Raw genomic sequence first — 25027 nt, 5'->3', positions numbered from 1 at the left:
GTGGACGACGATCGCGTCTGGGACGTTCTCGTGGTCGGCGCGGGCCCGGCGGGAGCGGTCGCAGCCGCGGCTCTCGCGGAGCGGGGTCTGCTCGTCGCACTCCTGGAGAAAGACCTGCAGCCTAAGGGCAAGCCCGGTGAGGTACTGACGCCGAACGCCATTCCTATTCTGTCTCATCTCGGTCTCCTCAACGTTGTCGAAGCGAATGGCAATCTGGCATGTCCCCTCGCATGCATCGATCGCGCATGGTCGACGGCTCGGCCGGACCGCGAGCATTTTCTCCGTCACCCGGGTGGGCGCGCTTGGGTGATCGACCGCGTCGCCCTCGAGCAATTGCTCGTGAGCCGAGCCATGAGGGCCGGCGTCCGTGTCTTTCCCGGCCATCACGTTCGCGGTCTAAGCCGCTGCAATAGATATTGGTCTGTGCAGAGCCGTTCGAGGAATGGTCTGGCCTCCCTGCGGGCGGCGTTCGTGGTCGATGCAAGCGGGCCTACGTCGACATTAGCTCGCCGGCTCGGCGCGACACGAAAGTGTCTCTTTCGCCTGCTCGCCGTTCATATCCAGTCCGCGCCCGACACAGAAAGGCAGAGCGAACCGGCGTCACTGACCGTCGAAGCCACTGCGGTCGGATGGTGGTACGCGGTATGCGGCCCGGGGCAGACGCTTACGTGCGCCCTGTTCACCGGTGATCCCGCCCTCGCCCGAAGCGACGCCGCGCGGTCAGCCCTTCTCGCTGCGATCGACGACACAAACTCACTTCCTCGTTGGACCAAGGAACTGGTTTGTAGCGGCCATGTGCAGAGCGTCGACGCCTCGCCGTCGTTCCTCGATCATCCGACCGGTGAGGGTTGGCTGGCAATCGGCGACGCCGCCGCAAGCTTTGATCCGATCGCCTCTCAAGGCCTTGCGAACGCCATGGCATCGGCCGTGGACGGTGCAGAGGCAATCGGCCGTCAACTCCTCGGCGATTGCGTCGCCATGGAGGCCTTCGCCGTACGAACTGCTGAAACATGGCACCATTCTGTGCGGCAGCTTTTTTCGATTTACCAAGCAGCCGCACACCGCTGGGCAACACCTTTTTGGCAAGCGCACCTTCCGCTCGCGGCAAGGACGCGGCTGAGAATGTGACGTCGCTCGAAATCGCTCGCCCGCTGCATCCACCGACTTATTGCTCGGCCGCCTGAGTGGGACAGATCTATTGCGAGTTGGACCCACGCCATGGGCTCAGATGTGCCAACAGGTTGAATGTGCCGGCAAGCTCAAGAAGCAAGCAATCGGGCGTCCTTACTAGGTGCGGATCGTTCGCCGATTCGCATGCCCTCCCTTGACCTCGCGACATGTACGCTAGGTCGAGCGCCGCGTTCGCGCGAAGCTGGTGAACGGCCGATGACGACTGAAATTATTTCGAAAGCAGAATTCGGCCGACGGATCGACGTCACCCGGCAGCGCGTGTCGCAGTGGTCAAGGAGGGCCTGCCCGCCCGGAAGGACGGCAAGATTGATTTCGCCAAGGCAAAGCGATGGGTCGGCCAGCATCTTGACCAACATCGGCGCGAAGCCCGGAAGCTGAGCTGCTGCCGGTTTGATGGACACCGGGTTAAGCTAATCCCACCTTGCGCTCGAACTCAACAGGGCTGAGGCATCCGATCGTCGAGTGACGTCGGGTCGCGTTGTAGAACCGCTCGATGTAATCGAACACATCTGCTCTGGCCTCGTTCCTGGTGCGATAAGTTTTGCGCTCGGTGCGTTCGGTTTTCAGCGACGAGAAGAAGCTCTCCATGGCCGCATTGTCCCAGACGTTGCCGGACCGACTCATGCTGCAGACGATGCCGCTATCAGCCATCAGGCGCTGGAACTGCTCGCTGACGTACTGGGCTGCCGCGATCCGAGTGATGCATCAGGGCGTCCGGCTTGCCGCGACGCCAGACCGCCATCAACAGGGCGTCCGCAACCAACTGGGCGGTCATGCTGGTGCTCATCGACCAGCCGACCACTCGGCGCGAGAACAGGTCGATCACGGCCGACACGTAGAGCCAGCCCCCGGCCGTCCAGATATAGGTGAATTCGGCGATCCACTTCTGGTTCGGCCGCTCGGCCTCGAACTGCCGATCCAGAAGGTTCGACGCCACGTTCGCAATCTGGCGATCGCCTTCGTCCTTCGGCAGACGCCGGCGTCTTGGCCGCGCCCGCAGGGCCTGCAGGCGCATCAGCCGTTCGACCCGGTGCAGGCCGCATTCGACGCCGTCCGCCAGAAGGTCTCGCCAGACGCGCCGTGCGCCGTAGGTCCGGTCGCTGGCAAGGAAGCTGGCCCTGACCTGCTGGCCGACCGCTTCGTCGCTACGGGATCTGTCGCTGGGAGATCGGTTCAGCCAGTCATGAAAGCCCGACCGCGACACGCCGATCGCTTCGCATAGCCATGCCACCGGCCAGATGCCCCGGTGCTTCGCGATGAAGCCGAACTTCATGTCGCTTCCTTCGCGAAGTAGGCAGCGGCCTTCCTAAGAAACAGCCGGATTGGCGTCGCCCGGAATGGCCTGCAACACGAAGCCTAGCGATTTCGCCCGGCGCTGTAGGTTGGCGAGGACACGGCTACGATATTGCTGCTCATATTGGTCTGCACCAGGATCCCTGTAACTGATGCCGTGCCGGAGTGTGTTGTAGAATAAAACCGCAATCTTGCGAGCGGTCGCCGTCACGGCCTTCGATTTACCCGCGCGTGAGGACAGCCGACGATAGAATGCTCCAAGTGCTGTCTCGCTCCGCCCCACGGTTGTTGCTGCCAACCGCAACAGCGCAGCTGCGCGACTTGAGGATCTCCGTGTGCGCGAGGACAGGACCTTGCCGCCGGAGATCTTGTTGCCGGGTGCGAGGCAGAGCCAGGAAGTGAAGTGTTTGGCGCTCGGCCATGCCCTTAAATCCGTGCCGCACTCGCCGATGAGCTTCAATGCGAGCGACGGACCCAACCCATGGATCTCAGTCAAATTGACGCCAAGCACGCCATACAGCGCGGTCCTGACATCGAAGGTGGGTGTGTTGACCTGCTTGGGCTTGACGCGTGGCTTGGCTAGCTTTCCGACTGGTCCTGCTCCTTTGGTGTTAAATGCACTGATCAGGACTTCGAGCTTGCGATCACAGTCGAGCATCTTTGCCTGATAAGCGTCGTAGAGCTCCAGCGATTGAGTCAACGCGAAGACATGTTCGTGGCGGTCATTGCCTACGAGTGCTGCGCGGATCGTCTCGATCGATGAATGGCAGCGCACGTCCCGATAGGTTGCTAGGACGTCGGGATTGCGTTCGCCTGCGACAATGGCTCGGATAATCCGCATGCCGGTCGCGCCGTTCCGGAGCTCTCGGAACAGGACAAGGAGACCTTTGTGGCTCTCAAGGAGAGGCACACCGAACTCGGTTGGCTCTGCAAACTCTTGCCATGCATTCGCATAGGCGCAGCAATCTCCCCTACCCAAAGCTGCCTCTCAGCGGCAGTCGTGCGCGACAAAGCGATCAAACCCAGCAGATTGATCTGAACTACACGACACGAGCCGCGTACCGCGCGCTCATATTTCAGTGTGATGTTTCCTCCTGGCCATTCCAGGCCTGTCGCAATTTTCGCCGCGAGGCAATCAAGGCTTCCCTTGAGCTGTTGGATCTGGTGGCGGGAATCAATGAGAACCTTGGCATTGAGCTCAAAGCATGGATTGACACCAGACGACGGTGGGGCTCGCGCGAAACTTGCTCCGCCATATCGCGGCGCTCGTAATCGCGGTGGTGCATATTTGAACTTTGGCGTAGACGACGAGACAAGGAATCTGTCCTCCGACCCCACGCTCAGAAGCTACGGTTTGCGCCGTGACTCGGGGTAACATCACGGAACCAGCCACGAACAGCCTTTGTCGAGTTAGTTACTGTTCTGCTGTCGGTTCGAACGATCGGATAGAGTGGAGAACAGTGCAGCGGCGGAGAGAGTGTCAGCCAGCCCCCGCTTAAAGATAAAGTATTCTCGACTTTCCTAGAAAAGCCACCGCTTGAGCTGCGGCCGAAGAATGTGTTCCGACAAAAGCCTGTAATGCGGCGGTCCGCGATTGGTCGCCAAGGCGTTTGCCCACCGGCGACGAAGCTCGACACTTCACCGTGTGGGAGTGCAGAAGCCGTGTACCTGGGCCAAAGCGGCGCCGCCGACCTGGGAAAGAGCCCGTCCGACATTCAATCCACCCTGAACGACGCGCTTGCGAAGGCCGGATCGAAGATACCCGACATCGAAGCTACTGAAGACCGGGTCGTTTCTGCCCGGGATGAGGTTGCGCAGCCTCCACATGCGGGCGCCCAAAAAGAAAATTCACATGCATACTATGCAATTCCGCAATCTGTGGTTTACTGGTCCGCAGTCAGGGGATGCCGGCATGCGTGCGCGCAACGAACGCTATCTCGCGAGTCTCTTTCCAACCTCGCCCAAGCTTGCGACTTCGCCGAAGATCGAAATGACGATGCTCGCGGTGGCCAAGCACGCCGCCTTGGAATCTCCGCCTCCTGAGTTCACGTGGCGCGAATTCGCCGTCTTCCTGCTCACCACCGCGGCTGAAATCGAACATTCGCTGATGGTCCAGTACCTGTACGCAGGCTGGTCGTTGGGCGGCGCCCAGGTGCCGGAGGAGCACCAGGACGCGGTCGCGAAATGGAGACAGATCATCCTCGGAATTGCAAAGGAGGAGATGGGACACCTCGTGACGGTCCAGAACGTCATCCGCTTCCTCGGGGCTCCGCTCGCGCTCGACAGAGAAGACTACCCATGGGATTCCGTGCTCGCCCCCTACCCGTTCGCGTTAGAGCGCCTCACGCGAACCACGCTGGCGAAGTACATTGTCACCGAAAGTCCCGAGGCCTGGCCGGACGACGTTAGCGTCGGGGAGCGCAAGGAGATCGAGAGGCTAGCGGCGGGCCCCGATGAACAGAAGATCAATCGCGTCGGGGCGCTGTACAAGAAGCTGATTGAGCTCATCGGCGATCCTTCTAAACTGGCCGCCTCTGAATTCCACCCGGAATCCTATCCGACCCAATCGTCCTGGGACGAATATGCCCGGGGATACGGCAAGGGAGCACGCGGGTCGTCGGTCGCGGGCACCACGAAGACGCCGGACGTTCTCGTCGTGCGGGCTGCATCGAGGGCGGACGCGGTCGCCGCGTTGAGCGCCGTCGCGGAGCAGGGCGAGGCACCCGACAAGACGGCGGCCCAGGACGACGAGTCCTCTCACTTCCGTCGCTTCCTCACGGTCTTCAGGCACTTCCCGAAGGATGGCGCCTGGGAAGCGACCATTCCCGTGCCTTCAAATCCCGTAGCCCCTGGTCTGCCGGCGGCCAAGGGACAGTCGCAGATCGAGGATGACCTGGCCGGCCTTTGGGCCAACATTTTCAACATCCGCTATCGCATGTTGCTCAGCTACCTGGCTCATTCCCATACCTCTTCCGGCGAGGGCGGCCTGACGCGGCGACAAGGCGTCGTGATCAACAGGATGTTCGCAGAGATGTACACCCTGAGAGCGGTAGCCGCCGTGCTTTCTCGGCATCCCTTGAACGCCACTGGCGAACAAAGAGCCGCAGCGCCGTTTCAGATGCCCTATTCGCTTCAGCTTCCGGATAGCGACGCCGCGTTCTGGCGATTGCATATCGACCTCCTTGCCGCCTGCCGGACGCTTTTGGAAGATCCCAGGATCGCCCTAGGCACCGACGCCGAATATGCGGCCACCCTGCTAAGCCTCGACGCAAGCGCGGCGGAAGAGATGCGCCTCTACGCCGACGCCGCTACCGTGCGCACGGGTCATCGCCGCTCGACGGGGGCCGCATGAGCATTCATGAAATCCGGATCCTTCCGCCTCTCGCCGTCGCACGTCTCGGCTCTTCCGAAGAGCCACTTGAGAACTACGAGCTCGTTGTCGAAGACCCCCTCGGACACCGGCAGATCCGGGCCGCCGAGACCCTGCGCGTTGACACACGGACCGGCGAGATCTCGGACGCCTACCAACCGAAGGAACCGGTCCAATTCCGGGATGGCAAGCGCATCCGGCCGGTGGCCCCCTTTCTCGAGATTTTCGCGCGGACGGATGCCGACACGCTGGCCCCCCTCACCTTGGATCTCCTCGCCGCCGAAGGCCTGAAACCCGCCGACGTGAAATGGACCGTCTCGCTGGGCAACCTCAAGTCGTTCCGGCGTACGGGCGTCGAGCAGGACAAGGTGCATGCTTCGACGTCGTTCAGCGACCACGATGCGCATCCCATCGAAGGCCGCTGCGACAATTTCCTTCCCGGCAAGATCCTTCCGCTCGGATCGGCCCGGTACATCAGACCCAATGCCGCCTTCCCCGAAATACGCCTGCGATACACACCTGCGGCGGGACTGGTCTACGGAGCCTCGGAGAGGCGAATTACGGCAATGGGGGTGAACGGCCCCATAACCGAAGCGGACGATGTCGTGAAGGACCGGATCATCTACGACACTACCGGAGAGCATGCGACGTGGCTCGGCTACGTCGATCCGGGCGAGCCCACGGACACCAATCCCGGGGCGATTTACGCCGGGTACGCCAACGAGAAGGGCGCACAGGTCAGTTGGGGCTACCTCGACGACGAGTGCGACGGCATCGTGGAAGCCGAACTTCAGGTCGGAGGCAAGACGCTGCGAGCGTTTGCGAGGATCGGAGCTGGTCCGCCCGCGTTCGCGCCGGATTCCCTTCCGATACGCACAGTCGCGGATGAAATCGAACAAGCCCTGTTCGGGCCCGAGGTTCGGCTCGCCGACGTTTCTGCCGAACGGGTGGAAGACATAGTCCGCCGCGCCTACGAGACCGTCCGTCTCTTGAACACGGCGGTCCTCAACGGCAACCCGGTGGACGGCCGCCTTGGTACCGAGAGCATGATGTCGTTGCAGGATTCCAACGACTTCCACCGCATGTTCGCCCCGATCATGGCGACCGCCCTCGTCGACAATCTCTCCGTGGTCGCCTTGCACCAATCGATCCTGACCGCATTGAAAAGCGGAACGCCGCCCTGGTTCGTCGACGTGCTGCGCCGGCCGGAGGAAGTGGGAGACCTTTCAGATAGGGGCCGACGCAAAATGCCGGCCATGATGCGGGGAGCGGATGCGCGGTATCTCACGCTCACGCGGCGACAGCTAGACCTGATCCGCAGGTCGGTGACGCGCGGGCTGTTTCCAGAACGGAGCGCAGAAGAATGAGCGACGATCGCGCCGACATAACGCCCCGAAATCTAGCGGCACAACTGGCATATCGCGGTCGCGGAAATCCGCCCGCCAGCCATCCCTCGTCCGCAATATCGAACTGCTTTCCGGGACTGGAATTCGACTTTCGGGCGATCTGGCGGCGCTTCCTGGTGGGGATCGTGCTGTCCGAGAACAACAACTACGTGGTCGGCTTCGAGGACGAAAAATACAAGGATCTCGTCGGCCGCCGGCTCCTGAAGATCAACGAGCGGCCGATTTCCGTCCTGACCCAAGGTCCGGTCATGCCCGGCCGCGGTCCGGCTACGCTTTCGACCGGCGACAGTCCGGATGCAGTGTCGTTCATGGAGTGGTCGAATACGATAGCCCTGCTGGTCGGCCGGCAAGGCGAGAGGGTTCACTGCGAATTCACCAAGGACACGGCCCAAAAGGAAGTGCTGCCGGGTAACCCCGACGTCGCGACGCAGACGATAGAGTTGGAGGTGAGGCAGATATTCGAGCACACCGATGTCGAAGGAACATCAGAGCGGCTTGCGCTTCTCTCGGAGGTCCTCGCGAAACCAGGAGAACTGAGCCAAGGGCTCTGTTCTCCCTGGCAGAACGATTATCGCGAGTGTGCCTGCTACTATTGGGCCGCGAGCAGGCCGGACTACGTGAACGTCGTCCCCGGCGACGATGGTCTCAGCCGGGGCGACAATTGGATGCAGCGCGAGAACACCGGCAACTACATCGTCGACAACCGGGATTTCCAGTCCAGCCTCAGCTACGATGATCTGTTCAAATCCTGGGAATCCGCACTCCGGTTCGTCATAGGCGGCATCCAGGAGCCTCCGCCAAAGTGAACCAGGAATCGGCATCAAGGATCGTGTTGAACGCTGCCGAAGGCAGCAAGCCGCAGTTCAGCGACATACACCTGCTCCGTACCAGACAAAGTGGTCATCTTTTCCTGGTCGACGGCAGCCAACTCTTCGATCTCGACGCCAGTACCTTCGCCAGGTTCGTGTCTGCCTCGAACGACGGTGAAGTTTCGGAACTCCTGACGAAGCTCGGCCTGACGACACAACGACCGCATATCGGCGACGAAGTGCCTGGCGACATACCCGTGCGCGCCATCTCGTTGGCGATCGCACAGAAATGCAATCTCGGCTGCACGTACTGCTATGCACGAGAAGGCGAATTCGGGTCGTCGCCGAAAAACATGCCGATCGAGACCGCTTTAGCGTCCATAGATCTCCTCATCTCGGAGACACGGCCGGACGAACGCATCAATCTCGCCTTCCTAGGCGGCGAGCCGTTGATCAACAGAGCTGTCCTGCGGCAGGCGACTGCCTACGCTTCGGAAAAGGCACGTGCGAGAGGCCAGAAGATCGGATTTTCGATCACCACCAACGGCACCTTGATCGACGGCGACGACGCCGACTTCTTCGAAAGTCATGGATTTGCGGTCACGGTGAGTCTCGACGGTCCGGCAACGGTCCACGACCGGCTACGGCCGTTCAAGAGCGGTCGCGGAAGCTACGATCGGATCATCGAGCGCGTACGGCCGCTCTTGGGCCGCACGGGGCGCCTGCAGACGACCGCGCGCGTGACTGTCACGCCGACGAATTTGGGATTGAAGCAGACCTTGGACGAGCTTCTTGGCATCGGGTTTTACAGCGTCGGATTTTCACCGATGCTGGCCTCGCCGACCGGACGCGGAGAATTGGACGAAGCCGACCTGCAGAACATGCTTGCGGCCATGATCGAGTGCGGCGAGGAGTTCGAACGGCGTGCGATGGCGGGAGAGCGGTATGCCTTTTCCAACATCACGACCGCGCTCCATGAGATCCACAAGGGAACCCATCGCCCCTATCCTTGCGGCGCCGGGGGGGCCTATCTCGGTGTTTCGGCGGACGGCGGACTTGCCGCCTGCCATCGGTTCGTCGGCGACGAAGCCGGAGCGATGGGAAGCATCGAGGGCGGCATCGATCACGACCGAAAGACCGCGTGGCTGGAAGAGCGCCACGTCCACAGACAACAGCCCTGCCGCACCTGCTGGGCGCGATACCTCTGCGGCGGAGGTTGTCATCATGAGGTGATCGCCCGCGGAAGGCCCGCCTGCGACTTCATAAGGGGCTGGCTGCTCTACGCTCTGCAGACCTATCTGCGATTGGGCCCCGAAGGTCTCGGCCGAGCGGTCGGCGCGGGATCCGGTCCAGCAACATGACGACATTAGACACGGAAGTGCTCGTGATCGGCGGAGGTCCGGCCGGCGCGGCGTGCGCGCTCACGCTTTCGCGGCTGCGCAGAAGCGTGATCCTTTGCGAGGAGGTCTCGTTTCCTCGCGACCACATCGGGATCTGCCTCAGCCCGGGGTTATTCAAACAGCTCGAATTCCTGGGTGTCCGGCATGTCCTGGAGCATCCGGCCCATCGGCATGGCCTGACGGTCGAACGGCGATGGGGGTCGATCGACTCAGCCCTTGCGCCTTCCGAAGTCCTGGTCGCCGACAGGGGGCGTTTCGATTCCGATATGCTCGCTGCGGTCGCCAGTTCTCCGGCGAGAGTTCTGCAGCCCGCTCGGGTCGCGAAGCTGACGCGCTTCGCCGGAGGCTGTGTCGCCGACGTCGCCACTGCGGCGGGCATGCGACAGGTCCGGGCCGCGTTCGTCGTCGACGCCAGAGGCCGAAGCTCGGGGCATCGTGCTCGAAGACGCCTCGGAGCCCCCACTGTCGCCGTGCATGGCGCGTGGAGAGGCGAAGTGCGACCGACCGTGCTGATGTCTTCGAACGGTTCTTCGTGGGCCTGGGCGGCGCCGACCGGTACGCGGCGGAGCCTGGCCGTCGTATTCACGAGCCCCGACGCGCTGCACCGCCTGAAGGGATCGTTGGAAAAGCGCTTCCTACGCCTCGTTGAAGAATCGGACATCCTGGAACCGGGACTCGAACTCGTATCACCGCCGCGCGCATGCGACGCCACACCGTACCTGACCGAAGGAGGCGAGACCGGACTTCTGAGGATAGGCGACGCCGACGCAGCCTTGGATCCTCTCTCGTCCAGCGGCGTACAGGCAGCGGTTCAATCCGCGTTGTGCGCCGGTCCCGTGATCAACACCCTTCTCACCCCGTCGGCGGACCATTCGGCCGCGAACGATTATTGGAGTTCTCGCCGGATAGCACGAAGCGAAACTCACAAGAGTTGGGCGGCGGAGCGATACGCCGAGGCTTTCTGCTTCCATGGGACGGAGTTCTGGAAGGACCGGGCCGCAGCAGCTTCGGCCGCCAGGCCTTCCGCAGTTTCTCCGACGCCCTTGCCGTTTCCGGATCAACTATTGATGCTCTCGGACTGGGTGACGTTCATCGAAGCTCCATGCCTGGTAGACGATCTCGTCGTGCGCGAGCGGTGTCTGTTCCATCCCAATCTCGACGAGCCGATTGCATTCGTAGGCGGACTGGCACTTCGCCCGATGATCAAGGCATTCGCCGGAAAGACGACCGCGGCCCAAGTCGTCACGCTTTGGTCGTCGTTCTACACACCGGAAAAGGCGGTAGAGTTGCTACGTTGGTTTTGGCGGCATCAAATCGCGGTCGCTTGCTGATGCCGATGAAGCTCTCGGTCCCACCCGATACCAGGAAGTTTCTCCTGCTTGCCGTCCCCTTCATCGTCGGAAACTTGATTGTCGCGCGAGCGCTTCCGGTACTGAACCAGTTCCTTTTTCTCGACATGTGGGCCACTGCCACGGCCAGCATTCTGGCCGGCCCGTGGTACGGAGCGATCGTCGGCTGTCTCACAAATCTGACCGGAGACGTCTTTTTCGGAGGCCAGTATCTGAATTACGCGCCGGTCAGCGTGTGGGGAGCCATCATCTGGGGCGCACTTGCCCATCGTTGGGGGCTCGGCCCCTCCATACCGCCCGAGCATAAACCCAATCTCTACCGGCAACTGACCATCAGGATTCTCGTGAACGGGCTCGTGGTCGGCGTCGTGTGCATGCTGCTGGTGATGGCGATCCTCGACGACTTTTCCGGTTGGATAACCGTGCCTCCTCCGGACGCCGCGGCCAAGGAACATCCTGCCGTCCTCATGCTGCGGATATTCTATGATTACTTTTGGAAGGTCGGCCTCGCGGAGTACGGCTTGATCGACACCGCAAGGTCGCGGATGTCGGATCTTCTCACGTTGCCGATGCACCTCGTGATGACCATTCCGGACAAGGTCTTCAGCGCGAGTCTTGCGTTCTACATCGCCGTCTGCATTGCCCGGAAATCCGGCTACGCCGAGTGGCTCCTGGCAGGAAAAAAAACGTCCTTACACCCCATTTTCTCGCCTGTGGCGTTCGTGTGCATCTATCCGGCAATTCTGGCGGCTCATGTCGCGATCAACCATCCCGGTTTCGGCGTCGAGAAGCTACCTCAGTATTGTCTCTGGCTGTCACCTCTTTTGGCGGCTGCCCCTGCGCTGCGCTCGGGACTGCGTGGAGGGGCGGCCGTCGGTCGAACGAAGCGGAGCGTCGACCATCATCCCGGGGCTTACCGCAAGCTTACCAATACGATGGACCTTCTGCACTACGATCTCTTCGACCTTTACACGGTCGGCTACGCCATCGCGTTGTTCACGGTCTTCGCTCAATTCACCGACAACGGCGTCATCACGGCGATCAAGGAAGTATTCGAGAGAGGGATCGGGGTGGTGACGCTATTGTTGCTTCTGAAGGCCCTGCCCGTATTCGTCAGTCACCTACTTCACGACTCCTGACTCTCCTTCGCGCAAGGATCCTCTCGTGCTTGTCTTCGGCTGCACCTCGTCTGAAGTAGCATTCGTTATGGAGATGTCCGCCAATTTTCCGAGTACTACAAGCTCCCCGTCGGCGGGGGAGGGGACGGAAATGTGGAGTACGTCGAGCCTCTGTTGGCCGGTGTCGGCACGGCTTCGACGGAACGACCATGGCGCCGCGAATACTCCTTCATCTAGCGACGCGCCGACTACACAGTAGGTCATAGAGAAACTCGACGAGACAAGGGGCTGTGCGTGTCGGCTCGACTCAGCGATGCAATGTATAGCTCGAGGGCGTCGCCAAGTTCAGCGGCTCGTTCGCCCCCATGTCGTGGGGCGTTACTTCGAGGCCAGGTACGACGCACCGCAACGATGACGGTCATGAGTTTGATGAAGAGATGGGATGTCACAACCACCTATCATTTTGATAACGTCGCGATCCAGCGAGGCCGTTTCGACCGTAAGGCACCAACGAGCATGACATCGTAGCCCCAATTGATGCTGCGGTCGCCGTGCTGTTGAAACGCCCCTCCCCGTCGGCCTTCAATGTCGCCACCAAAGCTGAAGCGCTGTTCTTGCTGGCGCATCTGATTGGCGATCTACACCACGCGGCCTTCTGGTTGCATGTTCGCGTCAGCCTGGCCCGCGGAGCTATCATTGGCTTAGCGCAGTTCTGGCTTTGGTGAGAATCATGCCGCAACAACTACCGCGCGCAGATGCCGACCAATGTTCTGAACGCACGCTTCATTGGGGAACGCTGCATTAAGTTCCGCCCAAGAGATCAGCGAGGCCTCGAATGATGGCAATCAAGAAGCTTATGAACATTAGCACTAGCCCAAGTGTGGTCCACACTATGTCGGCCAGCTTGGGGGACTCAATTTTCTGACGGATGGAACCTTCGACAGACGCCTTCAGCCTCCCAAGCCGTCCTGTTGCCTCGACTCGCTCGAGTTTCAATCTGTGAGCGCGCAGCCAAAAATCTCTGAACCACGGCACGGCGATACATACTGGACTCGCGGCGCCGAGCACGTCTTTGAGAGCGTCCCACCAAGAGTACGCCATGTATCTCAGGCTCTCATCGACGGATCAGACTACACAGCCATTGGCATGTGCGCCGCGAGTTCTAGGTCATCGCTAGAGGCAGCAACGCCAAGCGTCTTGCCGCATGCAACCGAAATTCGTTCCATCAGATCCCAAGTTGGCCCCTGGGTCCCGACTCCCGATTCGATTTCGCTAATTCGAGCCTGGCTAATGCCCAACTTATCCGCCAATTGTGACTGAGAGAATCTGGCATCCTTGCGCATGGCCCGAACTAGTTCCCCAGCACGCATTGCCGCACTCGACAGTTCCTTTTCAGCTGCAAGGCTTGCATCAGCTCTTTCGATTCTTTCGACCAGATCAGCAAGCGAACGACCACGCCCCTTACTGCTAACCTCAGCAACGGCTCGCACTCTACGTTTGTGACTTTTGTCGATTTTGAGTTTGACCATTGCAGCCTCCACTCTTCATACGAACCAAACTGAAGCTCGCGCATTCAGTATTCCGGTCTTCAAAGCGTTATAATCGCCGCCATTCCAGGAAGACCCTCCAGCGTACATCGGCACGCCATGCTCAGCCGCGAGCATTAGCGTTACCGTCACATCGCCATCATCATCAATTTCGACAGCAAAGATCGCAAACTTAGCCGCCGCGGAAGCATGGAACATCTCCACGCCTCTATACGTATAGAAGGGCAACAGATCCCTGCTATCCACCGATCCGCTGTGGACTTTCTGCAGGTAGAGCAGGATCTCGCAAGCGAAATTGTGCCCAAGCTGCTCCAACTCATCAGCCGCGTCTCCCAATCCGGGATCCTCGAACGAAATAAGCATATAGGGAATTCCTTATATTCTGTCAACCCCGATCAACGGAGAATGTTGGAAAAAAAGAAGCTATAAATGCAGTCGACGACATGATGCAACTATAACGCGCAGACTGGAACGGTGAAGACCGGGAAGCCTCAGAATAAGGGATTTTACCGGGCGAACGACACACTTCCGGCGCTCATGACCGTTGGGTCGCAGTCCTGCCGGGACTTTACCAATGGTCATATATTTACAGCGGAATCGGAACCCTAACGTTCGCTTCGCTTCTAACATCGGACCTTCAACAGCCGGCGCGGCATGATCGAAAAGACCAAGAACGGGCAAAAGAGAGCCCATGAATTGAGAAGACCTGTAGAAGAAGAGCATGAGTCGCTTCTCGGCACTGCAGACACAATCGGCGGAGCCAATAACGACTCGCATGCCCTGGCGGGCGCGGCGGCGGGCTTGATCGGATGCATTTTTTGCTGCTCAGAAGATTCGCCGAGGCGGCCGATGACGGCCGAACCGTTAGGCGGGATACCCGCATCGATCTTGAGACGATCGTGCTGAGCCATTTCGGCTCCCTGATCCCAGGTTACCGAGCGACGCAGCTCACGGTGCGCGTGATAGGGTCGCGCACGGCTTCGGCCCCGTGTCCAGCGAGCGCAGGTCCGTTTTCACCCGCGGAGCTTCGCCATGCCCGCCAACCGGGAAGGTGCAATAGCATCGTGAAGCGCGTCGTGCGCTCGACTAGCGTGCCGTTGCTGAGCTGCCAACACCGAGGATGAGGTCTCCCTCGCAATGTCCCGGACTGCTCGATCGGCAGCTTCAGCACGGCGCTCACTGATCATGATCTCCGGGCAGACAAAGCCCTTGCCTCGCCTGCCTACGCGTGCCCTAGGCATCCGTAACGCACGCCCGGTTCGCAAGCAGGCCGTCAGCTCGCGGCGGAGCGCGCCGCGGCCCTGAACGAAGAGAGCTTGATAGATAGCTTCGTGGCTGATGCCCATCGTCTTGTCGTCCGGGAAGTCGATCGGCAAGCGTCGAGCAATCTGCTCAGGGCTCCAGGCTTTGGCCCACCGCCGATCCTTGCGCGGGCCATGCCGGCGACCCTTCCACGGAACGGCGGGACCGGGGGCGGCGCGGCAACCAGGATGGAAGTGCAGCGTCAATCAGGATGAGAAAGCTTCGCCGGGCTCGTGACGCAGGGAGGGCGTAGCCCGACCGGAGTTACGAGCCGGCGATGGCGCGCTCCGCGCGGACCGCGCCGTCTGGTGATCGCGGCTGGCCGGTGATGGATGGTTCTTCTCGCCAAAGAGGAATCACCCGTTGCCAGGCTGCCATGTCACCGATCACCAGATGAGGCTCTACATGAAGTTCCGTCAAACCAATTCGCCGCCAGAGGCGGCCGCGAAGGCGTCGTTCAGTTCGTCGACGGCTTATCGGCTCGAGAAGGATCTGCGCCTTCCGTCCCAAAAGAAGTCACCGCGGCGAAGGCGCCGGCCGGATCCCTTGGCCAACGTCTTCGGCCTGGAGGTCGTGCCGATGCTGAAGGCGGCTCCCGGCGTGCGGCCCGTGGCCATCTTCGAGGAGATGCTCCGACGCCATCCTGAGCTGGGGGCTGGAATCCGCCGCACGCTCGAGCGCCGGATCCGCGCCTGGCGGGCGATCCACGGCGAGGAGCAGGAGGTCATCTTCCGCCAGACCCACGAAGTGGGCCAGGTCGGCCTGTCCGACTTCACCGATATGGGCGAGCTTGGGGTCGCCATCGCTGGCGTGCCGCTCGATCATCGTCTGTATCACTTCCGGTTGGCCTATTGCGGGTTTGAACACGCCCATGTGGTGCTCGGTGGCGAGAGCTTCGTCGCATTGGCCGAAGGGCTGCAGAATGCCCTGTGGTCGCTCGGTGGGATACCCCGGGAGCATCGGACCGACAGCCTGTCGGCCGCCTTCTGCAATCTCGATCGCAATGCGAGGGACGATCTGACCAGGCGGTACGAGGACCTCTGCGCCCACTACGGCATGCGGCCTTCCCGCAACAATCGCGGCATCGCCCACGAGAACGGGGCGATCGAGAGCTCGCATGGTCATCTCAAGCGGACGATTGCCGATGCGCTGCTGTTGCGCGGCACTGCCGACTTCGATGATCTCGCCGCCTATCGCGGCTTCATCGACGAAATCGTCAGCCGCCGTAATGCCCGCAACTCCAGGCGCATCGACCACGAGCGCGCCACCCTGCAGGCGTTGCCAGATCGCCGCACCTCGGACTACGAGGAGGTGATTGTCCGCGTGACGTCAAGCGGCGGCTTCACCTTGCGCAAGGTGTTCTACACCGTGCCGTCGCGTTTGATCGGGCACCAACTGCGGGTGCGCCTTTACGACGATCGTCTCGACGTGTTCGTCGGCGGCGCCCATCTCGTCACCCTGCCGCGTGGGCGGCCGCATCCCAACGGCAAGCACGACCAGGTCGTCGATTATCGGCACGTGATCCATTCCTTGCCGCGCAAGCCAATGGCGCTGCTCAATCTCGTCTACCGTGATCGGCTGTTCCCGCGCGATGCCTATCGCCGAACCTTCGATTGCTTGCGCGAACGGCTCCCGCCATCGATCGCCTCGTTCACCACGCCACCATCGTCGAGATGAACGTCGAAAGCTATCGCAGGCGCACCGCGCTCGAGCGGAAGCGTGGTCCAGGGCGACCATCCTCGCACGCGACACCAAAAACACTCGCTGATTGACGCTCCGCGACAATCAAAGCGAACAAAACTCTTGCGCGCGACAATCATCGCGGCAATCATCACCTCGCCGCGACACCGACTCGCCATCCTGATTGTCGCGCGCTTCCCATCCAGATTGTCGCGCTATAACCGGGAACGGGAGCGCCGCTCGGGGCAACGACGCCGCCAGCAAGTCTCTCCTCCACAGAAGTGCGCAAGGTTGCATTGAGCGTAAGCTTGGTCGGCTCATGCCCGATAGCCCAAGTCGCCGCCGCGGGTGGCTGCATCGCGCCGCAGTTCACAGAAGACTGTCGAAGCAGCCCGCCGCAGGCGACGTCCAATCTCCTGTATAGAATGGCCCTGCACCTTGAGAACTGCGATCTCCTCGCGCTCAATCAACGAGAGGTACCGCTCGGAGAGCGCCTTTGCCGAAGTTCTGAACATCGCTGGTGGCATGCCGCCCGCCTTTCGGAATAATTTACTTCCGACAGGTTCTGACAATGCGGCTTCGAGTGCAGCAGCTTCGCTCCAGCGCCAATCGCTCGCCAAAATTTGTTCTGTTCATTGCGCCCTGCAACGGAGGGCCGTCCTGGCGATGGCAAGGGGGCTCGTCCTCGACGCATTACAACGTTCATCGCAACCTCCAAACTCCGAGTGTTGCGACGACCGTCTGAATCCGCCCTGCACACCGCGATCGGGAGTGATGGATCAACCCGCCCTGGGGCCGTTGCTGCTGGGTCGCCATCGTCAAGGCTGCGGATGCGAGTTCGACCTGCATATGATCCCGCATGGCCCAGCCGACGATCGTTCGGCTGAACAGGTCCATGACGGCCGCGAGGTACAGCCCTCCGCGGTCGGGATGTAGGTGATATCAGCGAGCCAGACGCGGTTCGGAGCATCCGCCGTGACCTCGCGTGCGATCAGGTTTCGGTGCGATCACCCGGCGCGGCGGCGCCATCGTGGCGCGGATACCGTGTCGTTGCATCATCCGCTCGACCTGCGCTGCCATCAGACAGCCATCGCCGGTCAGAACATTCGATCGCAGGATCATGCTAAGGAGCGCACCGCCGCCGGTCGCAATTACGACCGCCTCGGCGCGCACGGTCCAGCAATCATGCTTCTGCCGGCGCAGGCCGCTGGCGCCAGCAACGGCGCCATTGTCGTCCACGAGCAGTTCGAGCGCAGGACTATGATCTAAAGTGGTGACGCTAGCCTGCTTGGTCCTCTTGCGCATCAGGCGCATGTATTCCGGCCCTTGCAGCGACGTACGCCGCGACTTGCCCAGGTCATCGTGAGATAGCCCCAATCGGCGAGATATTTCCTTTCGTCCAGCTCGGCGCACACCTGAGGCCGGCATCTGTTGTCGTCGAGGCGATCAGCTGGACGATCGTGCGATAGCTACGCAGTGGCTTTCCCCGCCAGTTGATGGTGATGAAGGAGAAGAGACGATGCTCGATCTTGTTCCACTTGCTGGTGCCGCGCGGCAGGTGGCAAACCGTGATCGGCAACTTGAGCTCTCCGCCAGTTTTTGTAGATCGACCTGCCACAGGCGCACACGAGATCCCGTTGCTGCCGCCGGCGTCGGCCGTGATCATCGGGCGTTTGGCTGTCGGATGACACTTCTATCGTCCGCCACCATCGGCGGATCGCATTGACCGCGAAGCTGGCGGTGTCGTGGTCCGTGCCGACTCTGACCCAGCCGACATTATTGATAATGCCGTACATGCGGTACCGCACGGCGCGGTTTAGCTTGGGATCGATAAAGTCTTGAATGTTGACGAGCTCAGGCCTGCCTTGGCGACGCCATTCCCGGCGTTGTTCTTGAAATTGCGTACCAGTTCCTTCTTCTTCGTGTCGACCGATATGACCGGTTCGTTCGCCGCCAGGTGGCCTGCGGGTTGATGTATTGAAACTGCGCGTCGCGATCGATGTGTTGGCCGCCTTCTCGGGTCTTGTTGTTCGCTTGCAGGCTGTAGCCCATGCCGCGCAGAAGCTCGCTGACAACAGTCGGGCGAACCTTATGACCCTCCTTCGCCAGCTCGGTCACGAGGTTACGCAGGCTGCGGGTCGTCGACGATAATGGCTGCATCGTATCGCCCCGCGTCACCGTTCGACCAGACGCTTGAGATTGGCCGCGAGGGTTGGATCCCGGGATGACTTCTTCTTGTGCCCGCCGCCCGCCTTACGGACGCGTCCAGCCGGAACCGCCACGTTGTCGCGAATGTCAGAAAGTCCATGATAAATCGTCGACCGCGCCAATCCGCTGATCCGGACATCAAGCTGACCCCGCCGTGTCCCAGCGCTTTCGCCTCCAGGGCGACAAAGCGCCGGAGGCTCTGTTCATTCAGAACAGGGACCATCTCCCGATAGCGCTTCCGCGCGGCGCGCGCCTGAACGGCTCGGATCATCCCACGACGATACGTCGCGCGACTCATCATCGTGAATCCTGCGCAAACAATCCTCGCGATCTGTGGCAACTATGGCTCAGTTGTTTATGGACGGGCCCTTATTGTCGATGACGAACACCTTGACGCCGTCGCGCTCTGTCCCGGTGTCGTCAGGCTTACCCACAGTATACGAGAACCGACGATGGCGGGCGCATTCCGCGCAGCGCGCTCAATCGCGCCTTCCGCAAATTTCCCACGGGAGAGGTCCAAGGTTCGTTTTTTACACTGGTTACAGACACTTAGCGGTTTTCATTCCCCTCATGTGTGCCCCGAAAAGATTGGGGCACAGCCTGGGTACGCGCTAATACTAACAACCCAAAATTCGTGGTCCGCCCTAGCCATCAGGTTGCCAGCTCGTGCACTGGTTCTCCTCCAGCTGTTGCCGTTGAACCTCGCGCCCGACTTGGTTCGGATCGCCCCTCTTGACTACATCGCTAGCGGCGATTGTGACGACTACGACGAACCCCTCTGGCAACATTGTAAGGCGGTAAGGACTAACGGAGCCGGGGAGTTCGCTTTCGCATCCCGCTACCTCGGGGTCGGCTTATGGTCATCGCCCTTCCAGATCGTGATGCTACTCGGGCGTATTGACCGGTTGCGGTGCCGTAGCGCTCGTATGGCTCACAACGAAGGACCCGGCTCGCACCCTCCTGGATCAGGACCGAGTATCAAACCTGCATCGAGCATTGGCGGATCGGGTCTCACCAGCTTCGTGGTGCTCACGCCCGCATTCGGATCAACTGCCATCTCGTAGTCCCGTTCAAGCAGCTCTCGCAGGCGCTCCATGCGAGCGAACCGGAATGGAGGACGAGTTTGATCATCGGACCTAAGCCCTCCAGTCGAATGCGAACAATCGGATGATGAAAACGACGAGCGTGCGACGGGTGACGCTCATGAGCCGAGCTAAAGGTTCTCGGTGGAATGCCAGTCCGCGCCGTGGAGACGGATCATCTCCCGACGGGACCGCTCGATGAAGATGCGCTCAAGGCAAAAGCCGGCTGCAACTGATGCCGCCAGCGCAAGGCCGCAGGCCATATAGTCATTCATGAAATTCCAAAACATGTTACAGCCGGCAACTCCTACAAAAGTAAGTGCCATGACCATATTGCGAAATGCCTTAACCATGCGGCCCCAAGTCAGTCGGAAGACCATTTAGCATTGCAACCACGGCGATTGGCAGCGTTCGACCCTTGTGATGCGCCGCCTTTCTGCTCGATCGGCTTTGCTTGGATGAACGCGGGCTTTCTGGCCATGCTTCAATCAAAGATCGTGTCGTCGAATTCCGCCGGTGTTTAGCGCTTGTCGAAGACCTTCGCACGCTGGAACAGTACGGTCTGAAGTCCGGTGATGATCAACTTGTTCAACGTCTCACAATCGTTCGGCGACAGGTGGGAAGCTGGCGCGAAGTCTTCCACTGCTCAATGGCGGCGGTGACAGCGGCGCGCAATTCGTCATCAGTCGGGCTGGTCATCCGTCGACCTCAATGCGATCACTTACAGCTTGGTGCCTTTTGAAGCGGATGCAATTGAATCTTCGATGTATCGGTTGAGGGTTACTTCAGCCGGGCGAACGGACGATACTCTAGTAACTGAGCAAAGAATTTCCCACTCGTCCTACTCGCTCGCCCCCGCTGTTTTTGAAAGCGCTGCAAGCGAGCGTCGACCGCTTGGCGGGTGCGGCCTCGCCGTTCGCCGCCCTCCTCAGCTATGGCACCTGCGCCAAAGAGCGAGAGCAATTCCGCTCCTCTTCGTCCGGCAATCACGGACGCGTAGATGTGCTTCGTCATTCGCGATGCCTGCAATGCCTAAATGCGCGGCGGCACTGGCCGCCGGCGAGTGTCGGGAAAGCGACCTGGCCGCTCTGAGCGCGGCGGCTCCGGCAAGCGGCTGGGCTCAGGCGCGCGATTACCGCGCGTCATCCCCGCTGCTAGACGAGCGTAGCTTCGCCTGAGAGCCGGAACGAACCAAGCAGATGCGTCCTCGTGATCCATGCCGCAGAACAATATCCATGAACCACTTAGAAAAGATTGCCGGCTGTTCCCGATCCGTAATTGATCGTAAACAATGCGATGGCAACAAACGGGCCATGGAAACCGAACGCCCGCGCAGGCCGCTTTTTATCAGTATCACCGGCAAATGCTCGACCCTCTTCGTGACCGCGATTGGGTGTCTTCTTCGAAGCTTCCCGATCACCCCGGAACAACGCTCGCTCTTTTACGAAACGGATGGATGGAGCGACGCTCAACCGGCGAAGGTGTCGAATATCGTATGACCGCAGCCGGTCTGACAGAACTTAGCCGCCCCCGATAACCCGCAAACCGGTGGGAAACGACGAAGGTGTCAAAAGCCATGGAATTGATCGTCACCGGCTACGTGAAACTGCGGGACCGACGGGCTCTAGTCGACTTGCTGGCGCATCGGCGCAAGGTGCTCGCCCAGTTGGAAGCCGTGTCGGGCATCACCCCAGAAAACGCGGCCAAAGCAATCCAAGAGGAATTGGCGGTGATCGAAGCCGGCCTCGAAGAACTTAAAGCTCCGCCCGGCTCGCCGCCCGAGAAAGAGTGGAGCTAGCGATGCGCGTTAACAAGATCAATTGGGACAAAATCGGCCGGGTAACGGAGCCGGGTCGATACAAGTGCTTCTTCGGATATCTAACCGTTACTTCAGAGGACATTGAGGTGTGGGCCCGCTACCCCGACGCTCATTCACCTTGACTGCCCGGCCGACGACCGACCAATCGCTGGGCGAAGATTACCGTCTAGGCGCGCTCGACATCGGCAATCCTCAACAGTAGGACGGTCCGCCGTCGTCGCCTGCGGCCCAGCCCCGACGGGCGGCGAACGCTTATCTACCCCACTTCAAATATCAGCATTGTGAAATAGCCCACAAATTATTCCCGGCTTATGCGCCAGGCAGTTTCACACATTATCTCTGGCTAATTGGTTGGCTTCCGCCCCGGTCAGAACTCTTCACCAGTACCGGCCTAGCTTGTTAGGTGTGTCGCTCTCGCAACGTCACAATTGTTCCATTGGCCCTCGAATCGGTTTTGACTTCACAGGGTGGCGAGTCGGGCGTTTGATTGTAGCGACCCGGGGTAAGGGTTTTTATCTCGAAGACATTTTGAGGCGGGTCCAAGAGGTCGCTGTCCAGCGCCAGCGGCCTCTTCGTTAGCTTTCATCGGGAGGGCCATCCGATGCCGATGCAAGTATGGGCTGTCGCTACGTCGATCGGCTGGACAGTCGCCGTGGCCGTGATCCTGCTCTATTTGATCTTCGGACCTGGCTAATCCGGCGCCCCTAAGCGGGCGAGACGCCTAAACGTCATTGATTTGGGGCCGCGTCAAAAAGAGGACCTACGAGCGTCCTGCCGAATAGAAAAGCCCGCAGAGGAGAAATCGCTGTCCGTCGGAGCTTTGAAGGACATGCCCGTATGGTGATGCTACCCGCAGCGACTACGCGGCTGCCACGGATGGCGAGCACCCACTGACATCGTCGATGTCGACATCGACATCGGCATGCCGATCACTGTGGTGCTGATGCTGGTGCTGCCGATGATGATCATCATTGGCATCGTCAACGACATGTCGATCATGCTGCTGGCGGCGGTCGCCGGAACCTATGCCTCACCGAGGAGTCGACGGCATTGCCCGGCTCTTGCGATCAGGTGCTCGGCGAGAGGCCCGATGATGGCATTGTCCAATCCGTCTTTCCGGGCTTGCTTCCGTACAGCGGCTACAATATCGGGAAGCTGCTCGGCCATGGCAATCAGTCCGGTGATCACCTTGTCAGGATCGAGCCGCGTTTCGCGCGCGAACTTCTGCCAATCGCGCAAACTAATCTGGCTGAGCTTGTAGTCACCGCCGATTTTCATCGCGAGCTTGATCTTCTGAAGATCGACGTCATCGTAGGGAAGAATGCTGGCGATGTCGTAGAGCGGGGCGAGCCGTACATGAGGGCCTCCGGCCAGCAGCAGCGAATAATTCTTGGCATGCGCATCCGTACCCGCGATCAGCCAATTGAAGCCTAGCGCGTCGACAAACGTGTCAACGTCGGCGACCCGATCCGTGGAGTAGGTGCGCAAAAGCTCGATCACATCGGCAGGGCTTGGTCCGCCATCGTTTTGATACTTCATGGTCGGCAGGATGCCGAGCGCCTGGCAGATATCTTCCTGGTGGACACGGACGATCTCGTTCCCACTGAACTGCCGGTCGTAGCGCTCGATGACAATGGCGATTTCCTTTCCGAAACGCATCACCTGGGTGTCGGCGACGGGCAGACCGAGACTGCGCGCAAGTATGAGGCAGATATGTTCATTTTCCGCGTGCCCATCGAAATGGCCGGTCGGCGGTTTGAGGATATGCGTGGTCGGAATGCGCCCAGAGGGAATTCCCCACTTGCCTTTTTGCAGAAGCAAGGCGGTTTTGGGTTGAGCACCCGCAAGGCTGAATTGTCCGGTATCGCGCGGCAATCGCCAGGCGGCGTGATCCTCGCGTAAGGTTTGCAGGCGTTTGGCGATCGCCGTCTCATCAAGCCATTCGACCTGATCTTCGGCCCCGCTTCGCAAGGCGCCCAGCCGATCGGGCGTGACGAACTGAACGGCACCCGCGCAGTCCTCGCCGACATGGGAAATAAGGGCAAACACGTTGCGCGCGGACACCTGAAATCTTCGGGCCCACCTTTCCAGCACGCGCTCGTTGTCGGGCAGGAGTCCCCAGAGGAAGGCCTGCACGGCGGAAGGACCGTGCTCTTCGGCCGCGAGCGGCATGGACAGCGATAGCGGATAGGCTCCCTCGGCCCGGCGCCAGTCCTTGTCATAGACAAGGGTGAGCCGGCCGCGGGCGTCATTGCGCACGCGGCCGATTTCCCGATCATCGAGCAGAGCAACAAGTTCGCTCGTCATGCCCTTTTTTTCCTGGCCTTGGCCACGATGGCGTTGATATCGACGGCTGGCCTGGTGGTCCCGCGGGCTGGCGTTTGTTCGGTGCCCGCATCCAGGCGGATGTCCAGGGCGTCGAGGGCGCGAAGGATCAGCCCGAGCTCAGCGCGCGGGTGACCGTGCTCAACCTCGATCACCCATTGGCGGCTGACGCCAATGCTCTTGGCAAACGTCGATTGATCGAGTTTGAGCTTCTTGCGCCGGTCGCGAAGGATGGCGCCGAGTTCGGCAGGTGTGCGTATGAGCATGGGACATCCAAATGTCTACGTTCGCTTACTTTAGCATAAGTCGGCGTTCGTTGACAATTTCTGAATGTCAGCGATCGATGACAAAGTTGAATGTCATCAAATGCTGACTTAGTGCCCAACTATTCGAAGCAGGTAGTCCGCATTTGCGGCGATATGGCGTGTTCCGGAACGACTATACCGCTGCAGCGCTACGGGGAGCACTACGTCCTGAGACCGCTGCACGGCATGTTCTCGGGCGCCGTTCAGGCAATCGCATAAGGGTTCGATACCCGGGATGGACCGCCCCTACAATGAGAACGCAGATGAGGGGCATCGCTGCTGCCAGGTAGCGTCGATTCAGGAGTGAGTTGGGAGGACGACCCTCCTCATTGAATCAATTCGAACCGGATTTGGTTTCTCTGGCAATTAGCCCGGGCGAATATTCCGGTTGGTTACAAATTGGACCCCGATTTCCGAGCCGTCCAGTCGAATCAACTTGCATCGTCGGTAAGCTAATCCGACGGTTGAAAGCAGCAGGAAGAACTGGCGAGCTTTGAGCACGTCTGTCGATCCATGCATTCGAAGGCGTGCTCCGGTGTCGGAAACGTCGATGAGAATGCAATCGCGCCGCCACGTGCCGTCTAGACCTAAAAGGGTTGCCCGGTACTCGTGCTCGAAGTGAACGCGCTTTGATTTTCGCTTATCCCACATCCAATGGCTTTCAGTCCAGACCGGGCGAAGCGGAGTCAAATTGCTCCTCATCTGGCCTCGCATCTGCAATCAAATGAAAATGACAACTACCAAGAGGCAAAATATCTGTCGGCTTGATACGATAGCAAAGATACTGAAAGCGGACGCAGCTCTCGCCACCACTTTCCGAAGA

General features: G+C 60.4%; 20 protein-coding genes and 8 pseudogenes. 12 read left to right on the top strand and 16 right to left on the bottom strand.

Translation table 11 applies throughout. From position 1 onward, the window contains the following. On the top strand, positions 1–1128 hold the full coding sequence (locus tag AC0L3C_RS32950) for an NAD(P)/FAD-dependent oxidoreductase (RefSeq protein WP_473410059.1): 1128 nt from the start codon (positions 1–3) through the stop codon (positions 1126–1128). A 468-nt stretch (positions 1129–1596) separates the two neighbouring features. Here AC0L3C_RS32950 and AC0L3C_RS32945 read toward each other — a convergent pair. Both AC0L3C_RS32945 and AC0L3C_RS32940 read right to left on the bottom strand, forming a co-directional pair. Then, positions 1597–2497 (bottom strand): annotated as a pseudogene (locus AC0L3C_RS32945) (IS3 family transposase); the annotation flags it as partial. Beyond that, positions 2498–3337: pseudogene (locus AC0L3C_RS32940) on the bottom strand (transposase); the annotation flags it as partial. It abuts the pseudogene before it with no gap. Positions 3338–4396: 1059 nt separating this feature from the next. Here AC0L3C_RS32940 and AC0L3C_RS32935 point away from each other — a divergent pair. The 7 genes from AC0L3C_RS32935 to AC0L3C_RS32905 all read left to right on the top strand — a co-directional run bounded on the left by AC0L3C_RS32935 (position 4397) and on the right by AC0L3C_RS32905 (position 12661). Next, the gene (locus tag AC0L3C_RS32935) at positions 4397–5836 is read left to right on the top strand and encodes a ferritin-like domain-containing protein (protein WP_473410058.1); all 1440 of its coding nucleotides are present in this window, start codon (positions 4397–4399) and stop codon (positions 5834–5836) included. Continuing rightward, positions 5833–7221 carry a hypothetical protein gene (locus AC0L3C_RS32930; RefSeq protein ID WP_473410057.1) on the top strand — a complete coding sequence of 463 codons (1389 nt, stop codon included), beginning with the start codon at positions 5833–5835 and terminating at the stop codon, positions 7219–7221. The genes AC0L3C_RS32935 and AC0L3C_RS32930 overlap by 4 nt, the downstream gene beginning before the upstream one ends. Next, a complete protein-coding gene (locus AC0L3C_RS32925; RefSeq protein WP_473410056.1) occupies positions 7218–8066 on the top strand; it encodes a hypothetical protein in 849 nt (282 codons plus the stop codon). Before AC0L3C_RS32930 ends, AC0L3C_RS32925 begins: the two co-directional genes overlap by 4 nt. A 23-nt stretch (positions 8067–8089) precedes the next feature. Further along, complete coding sequence (locus AC0L3C_RS32920; protein ID WP_473410055.1) at positions 8090–9430, top strand: radical SAM protein; 1341 nt, start codon at positions 8090–8092, stop codon at positions 9428–9430. Next, positions 9427–10800, top strand: a complete 1374-nt coding sequence (gene qhpG / locus AC0L3C_RS32915; RefSeq protein ID WP_473410054.1) for a flavin-dependent monooxygenase QhpG — start codon at positions 9427–9429, stop codon at positions 10798–10800. The genes AC0L3C_RS32920 and qhpG overlap by 4 nt, the downstream gene beginning before the upstream one ends. Next, complete coding sequence (locus AC0L3C_RS32910; RefSeq protein ID WP_473410053.1) at positions 10800–11957, top strand: hypothetical protein; 1158 nt, start codon at positions 10800–10802, stop codon at positions 11955–11957. Before qhpG ends, AC0L3C_RS32910 begins: the two co-directional genes overlap by 1 nt. 530 nt (positions 11958–12487) lie before the next feature. Beyond that, positions 12488–12661 carry a hypothetical protein gene (locus AC0L3C_RS32905; protein ID WP_473410052.1) on the top strand — a complete coding sequence of 58 codons (174 nt, stop codon included), beginning with the start codon at positions 12488–12490 and terminating at the stop codon, positions 12659–12661. A 405-nt stretch (positions 12662–13066) separates the two neighbouring features. Here the strand turns inward: AC0L3C_RS32905 and AC0L3C_RS32900 are convergent, their stop codons facing one another. From AC0L3C_RS32900 to AC0L3C_RS32890, 3 genes and pseudogenes are all read right to left on the bottom strand, one after another. Further along, positions 13067–13465, bottom strand: coding sequence for a helix-turn-helix domain-containing protein (locus AC0L3C_RS32900; protein WP_473410051.1), 399 nt, complete (start codon positions 13463–13465; stop codon positions 13067–13069). A 15-nt stretch (positions 13466–13480) separates the two neighbouring features. Beyond that, a complete protein-coding gene (locus tag AC0L3C_RS32895; protein ID WP_473410050.1) occupies positions 13481–13846 on the bottom strand; it encodes a hypothetical protein in 366 nt (121 codons plus the stop codon). Positions 13847–14355: 509 nt separating this feature from the next. Beyond that, positions 14356–14973: pseudogene (locus tag AC0L3C_RS32890) on the bottom strand (IS30 family transposase); the annotation flags it as partial. Positions 14974–15148: 175 nt separating this feature from the next. Between AC0L3C_RS32890 and istA the strand changes: the two are divergent. Then, positions 15149–16420: pseudogene (istA, locus tag AC0L3C_RS32885) on the top strand (IS21 family transposase); the annotation flags it as partial. Positions 16421–16685: 265 nt separating this feature from the next. Here the strand turns inward: istA and AC0L3C_RS32880 are convergent. From AC0L3C_RS32880 to AC0L3C_RS32850, 7 genes and pseudogenes are all read right to left on the bottom strand, one after another. Continuing rightward, positions 16686–17171: pseudogene (locus AC0L3C_RS32880) on the bottom strand (helix-turn-helix domain-containing protein); the annotation flags it as partial. Between the two features lie 62 nt (positions 17172–17233). After that, positions 17234–17436 (bottom strand): annotated as a pseudogene (locus AC0L3C_RS32875) (DDE-type integrase/transposase/recombinase); the annotation flags it as partial. Beyond that, complete coding sequence (locus AC0L3C_RS32870; protein ID WP_473410065.1) at positions 17408–17770, bottom strand: hypothetical protein; 363 nt, start codon at positions 17768–17770, stop codon at positions 17408–17410. The pseudogene AC0L3C_RS32875 and the gene AC0L3C_RS32870, both read right to left, overlap by 29 nt. Before the next feature lie 52 nt (positions 17771–17822). Beyond that, positions 17823–18131, bottom strand: coding sequence for an ISAzo13-like element transposase-related protein (locus AC0L3C_RS32865; protein WP_473410049.1), 309 nt, complete (start codon positions 18129–18131; stop codon positions 17823–17825). 88 nt (positions 18132–18219) lie between these two features. Then, positions 18220–18309 (bottom strand): annotated as a pseudogene (locus tag AC0L3C_RS32860) (hypothetical protein); the annotation flags it as partial. 10 nt (positions 18310–18319) lie between these two features. Beyond that, a complete protein-coding gene (locus AC0L3C_RS32855; protein ID WP_473410048.1) occupies positions 18320–18625 on the bottom strand; it encodes an ISAzo13-like element transposase-related protein in 306 nt (101 codons plus the stop codon). A 1261-nt stretch (positions 18626–19886) separates the two neighbouring features. Continuing rightward, positions 19887–20108, bottom strand: a complete 222-nt coding sequence (locus tag AC0L3C_RS32850; protein ID WP_473410047.1) for a hypothetical protein — start codon at positions 20106–20108, stop codon at positions 19887–19889. Between the two features lie 882 nt (positions 20109–20990). Between AC0L3C_RS32850 and AC0L3C_RS32845 the strand changes: the two genes are divergently transcribed. The 3 genes and pseudogenes from AC0L3C_RS32845 to AC0L3C_RS32835 all read left to right on the top strand — a co-directional run bounded on the left by AC0L3C_RS32845 (position 20991) and on the right by AC0L3C_RS32835 (position 21776). Continuing rightward, positions 20991–21254, top strand: a complete 264-nt coding sequence (locus tag AC0L3C_RS32845; protein ID WP_473410046.1) for a hypothetical protein — start codon at positions 20991–20993, stop codon at positions 21252–21254. Positions 21255–21331: 77 nt separating this feature from the next. Then, positions 21332–21553 carry a hypothetical protein gene (locus AC0L3C_RS32840; protein ID WP_473410045.1) on the top strand — a complete coding sequence of 74 codons (222 nt, stop codon included), beginning with the start codon at positions 21332–21334 and terminating at the stop codon, positions 21551–21553. 2 nt (positions 21554–21555) lie between these two features. Beyond that, positions 21556–21776 (top strand): annotated as a pseudogene (locus tag AC0L3C_RS32835) (hypothetical protein). A gap of 644 nt (positions 21777–22420) precedes the next feature. On the opposite strand, the gene AC0L3C_RS32830 reads toward AC0L3C_RS32835, so the two are convergent. From AC0L3C_RS32830 to AC0L3C_RS32815, 4 genes are all read right to left on the bottom strand, one after another. Next, on the bottom strand, positions 22421–22573 hold the full coding sequence (locus AC0L3C_RS32830) for a hypothetical protein (RefSeq protein WP_473410044.1): 153 nt from the start codon (positions 22571–22573) through the stop codon (positions 22421–22423). A 24-nt stretch (positions 22574–22597) separates the two neighbouring features. Further along, positions 22598–23881 (bottom strand): type II toxin-antitoxin system HipA family toxin, encoded by a 1284-nt coding sequence (locus AC0L3C_RS32825; RefSeq protein WP_473410043.1) that lies wholly within the window; start codon positions 23879–23881, stop codon positions 22598–22600. Continuing rightward, complete coding sequence (locus AC0L3C_RS32820) at positions 23878–24165, bottom strand: helix-turn-helix domain-containing protein (RefSeq protein WP_231188961.1); 288 nt, start codon at positions 24163–24165, stop codon at positions 23878–23880. Before AC0L3C_RS32820 ends, AC0L3C_RS32825 begins: the two co-directional genes overlap by 4 nt. 405 nt (positions 24166–24570) lie before the next feature. Beyond that, a complete protein-coding gene (locus AC0L3C_RS32815; RefSeq protein WP_473410064.1) occupies positions 24571–24855 on the bottom strand; it encodes a PilZ domain-containing protein in 285 nt (94 codons plus the stop codon). Between the last annotated feature and the right edge of the window lie 172 nt (positions 24856–25027).

The sequence above is a fragment of the Bradyrhizobium sp. WSM4872 genome (assembly GCF_055811715.1).
The sequence above is the reverse complement of the archived record's forward strand: the minus strand, read 5'-3'. Positions and strand labels throughout refer to the sequence as shown.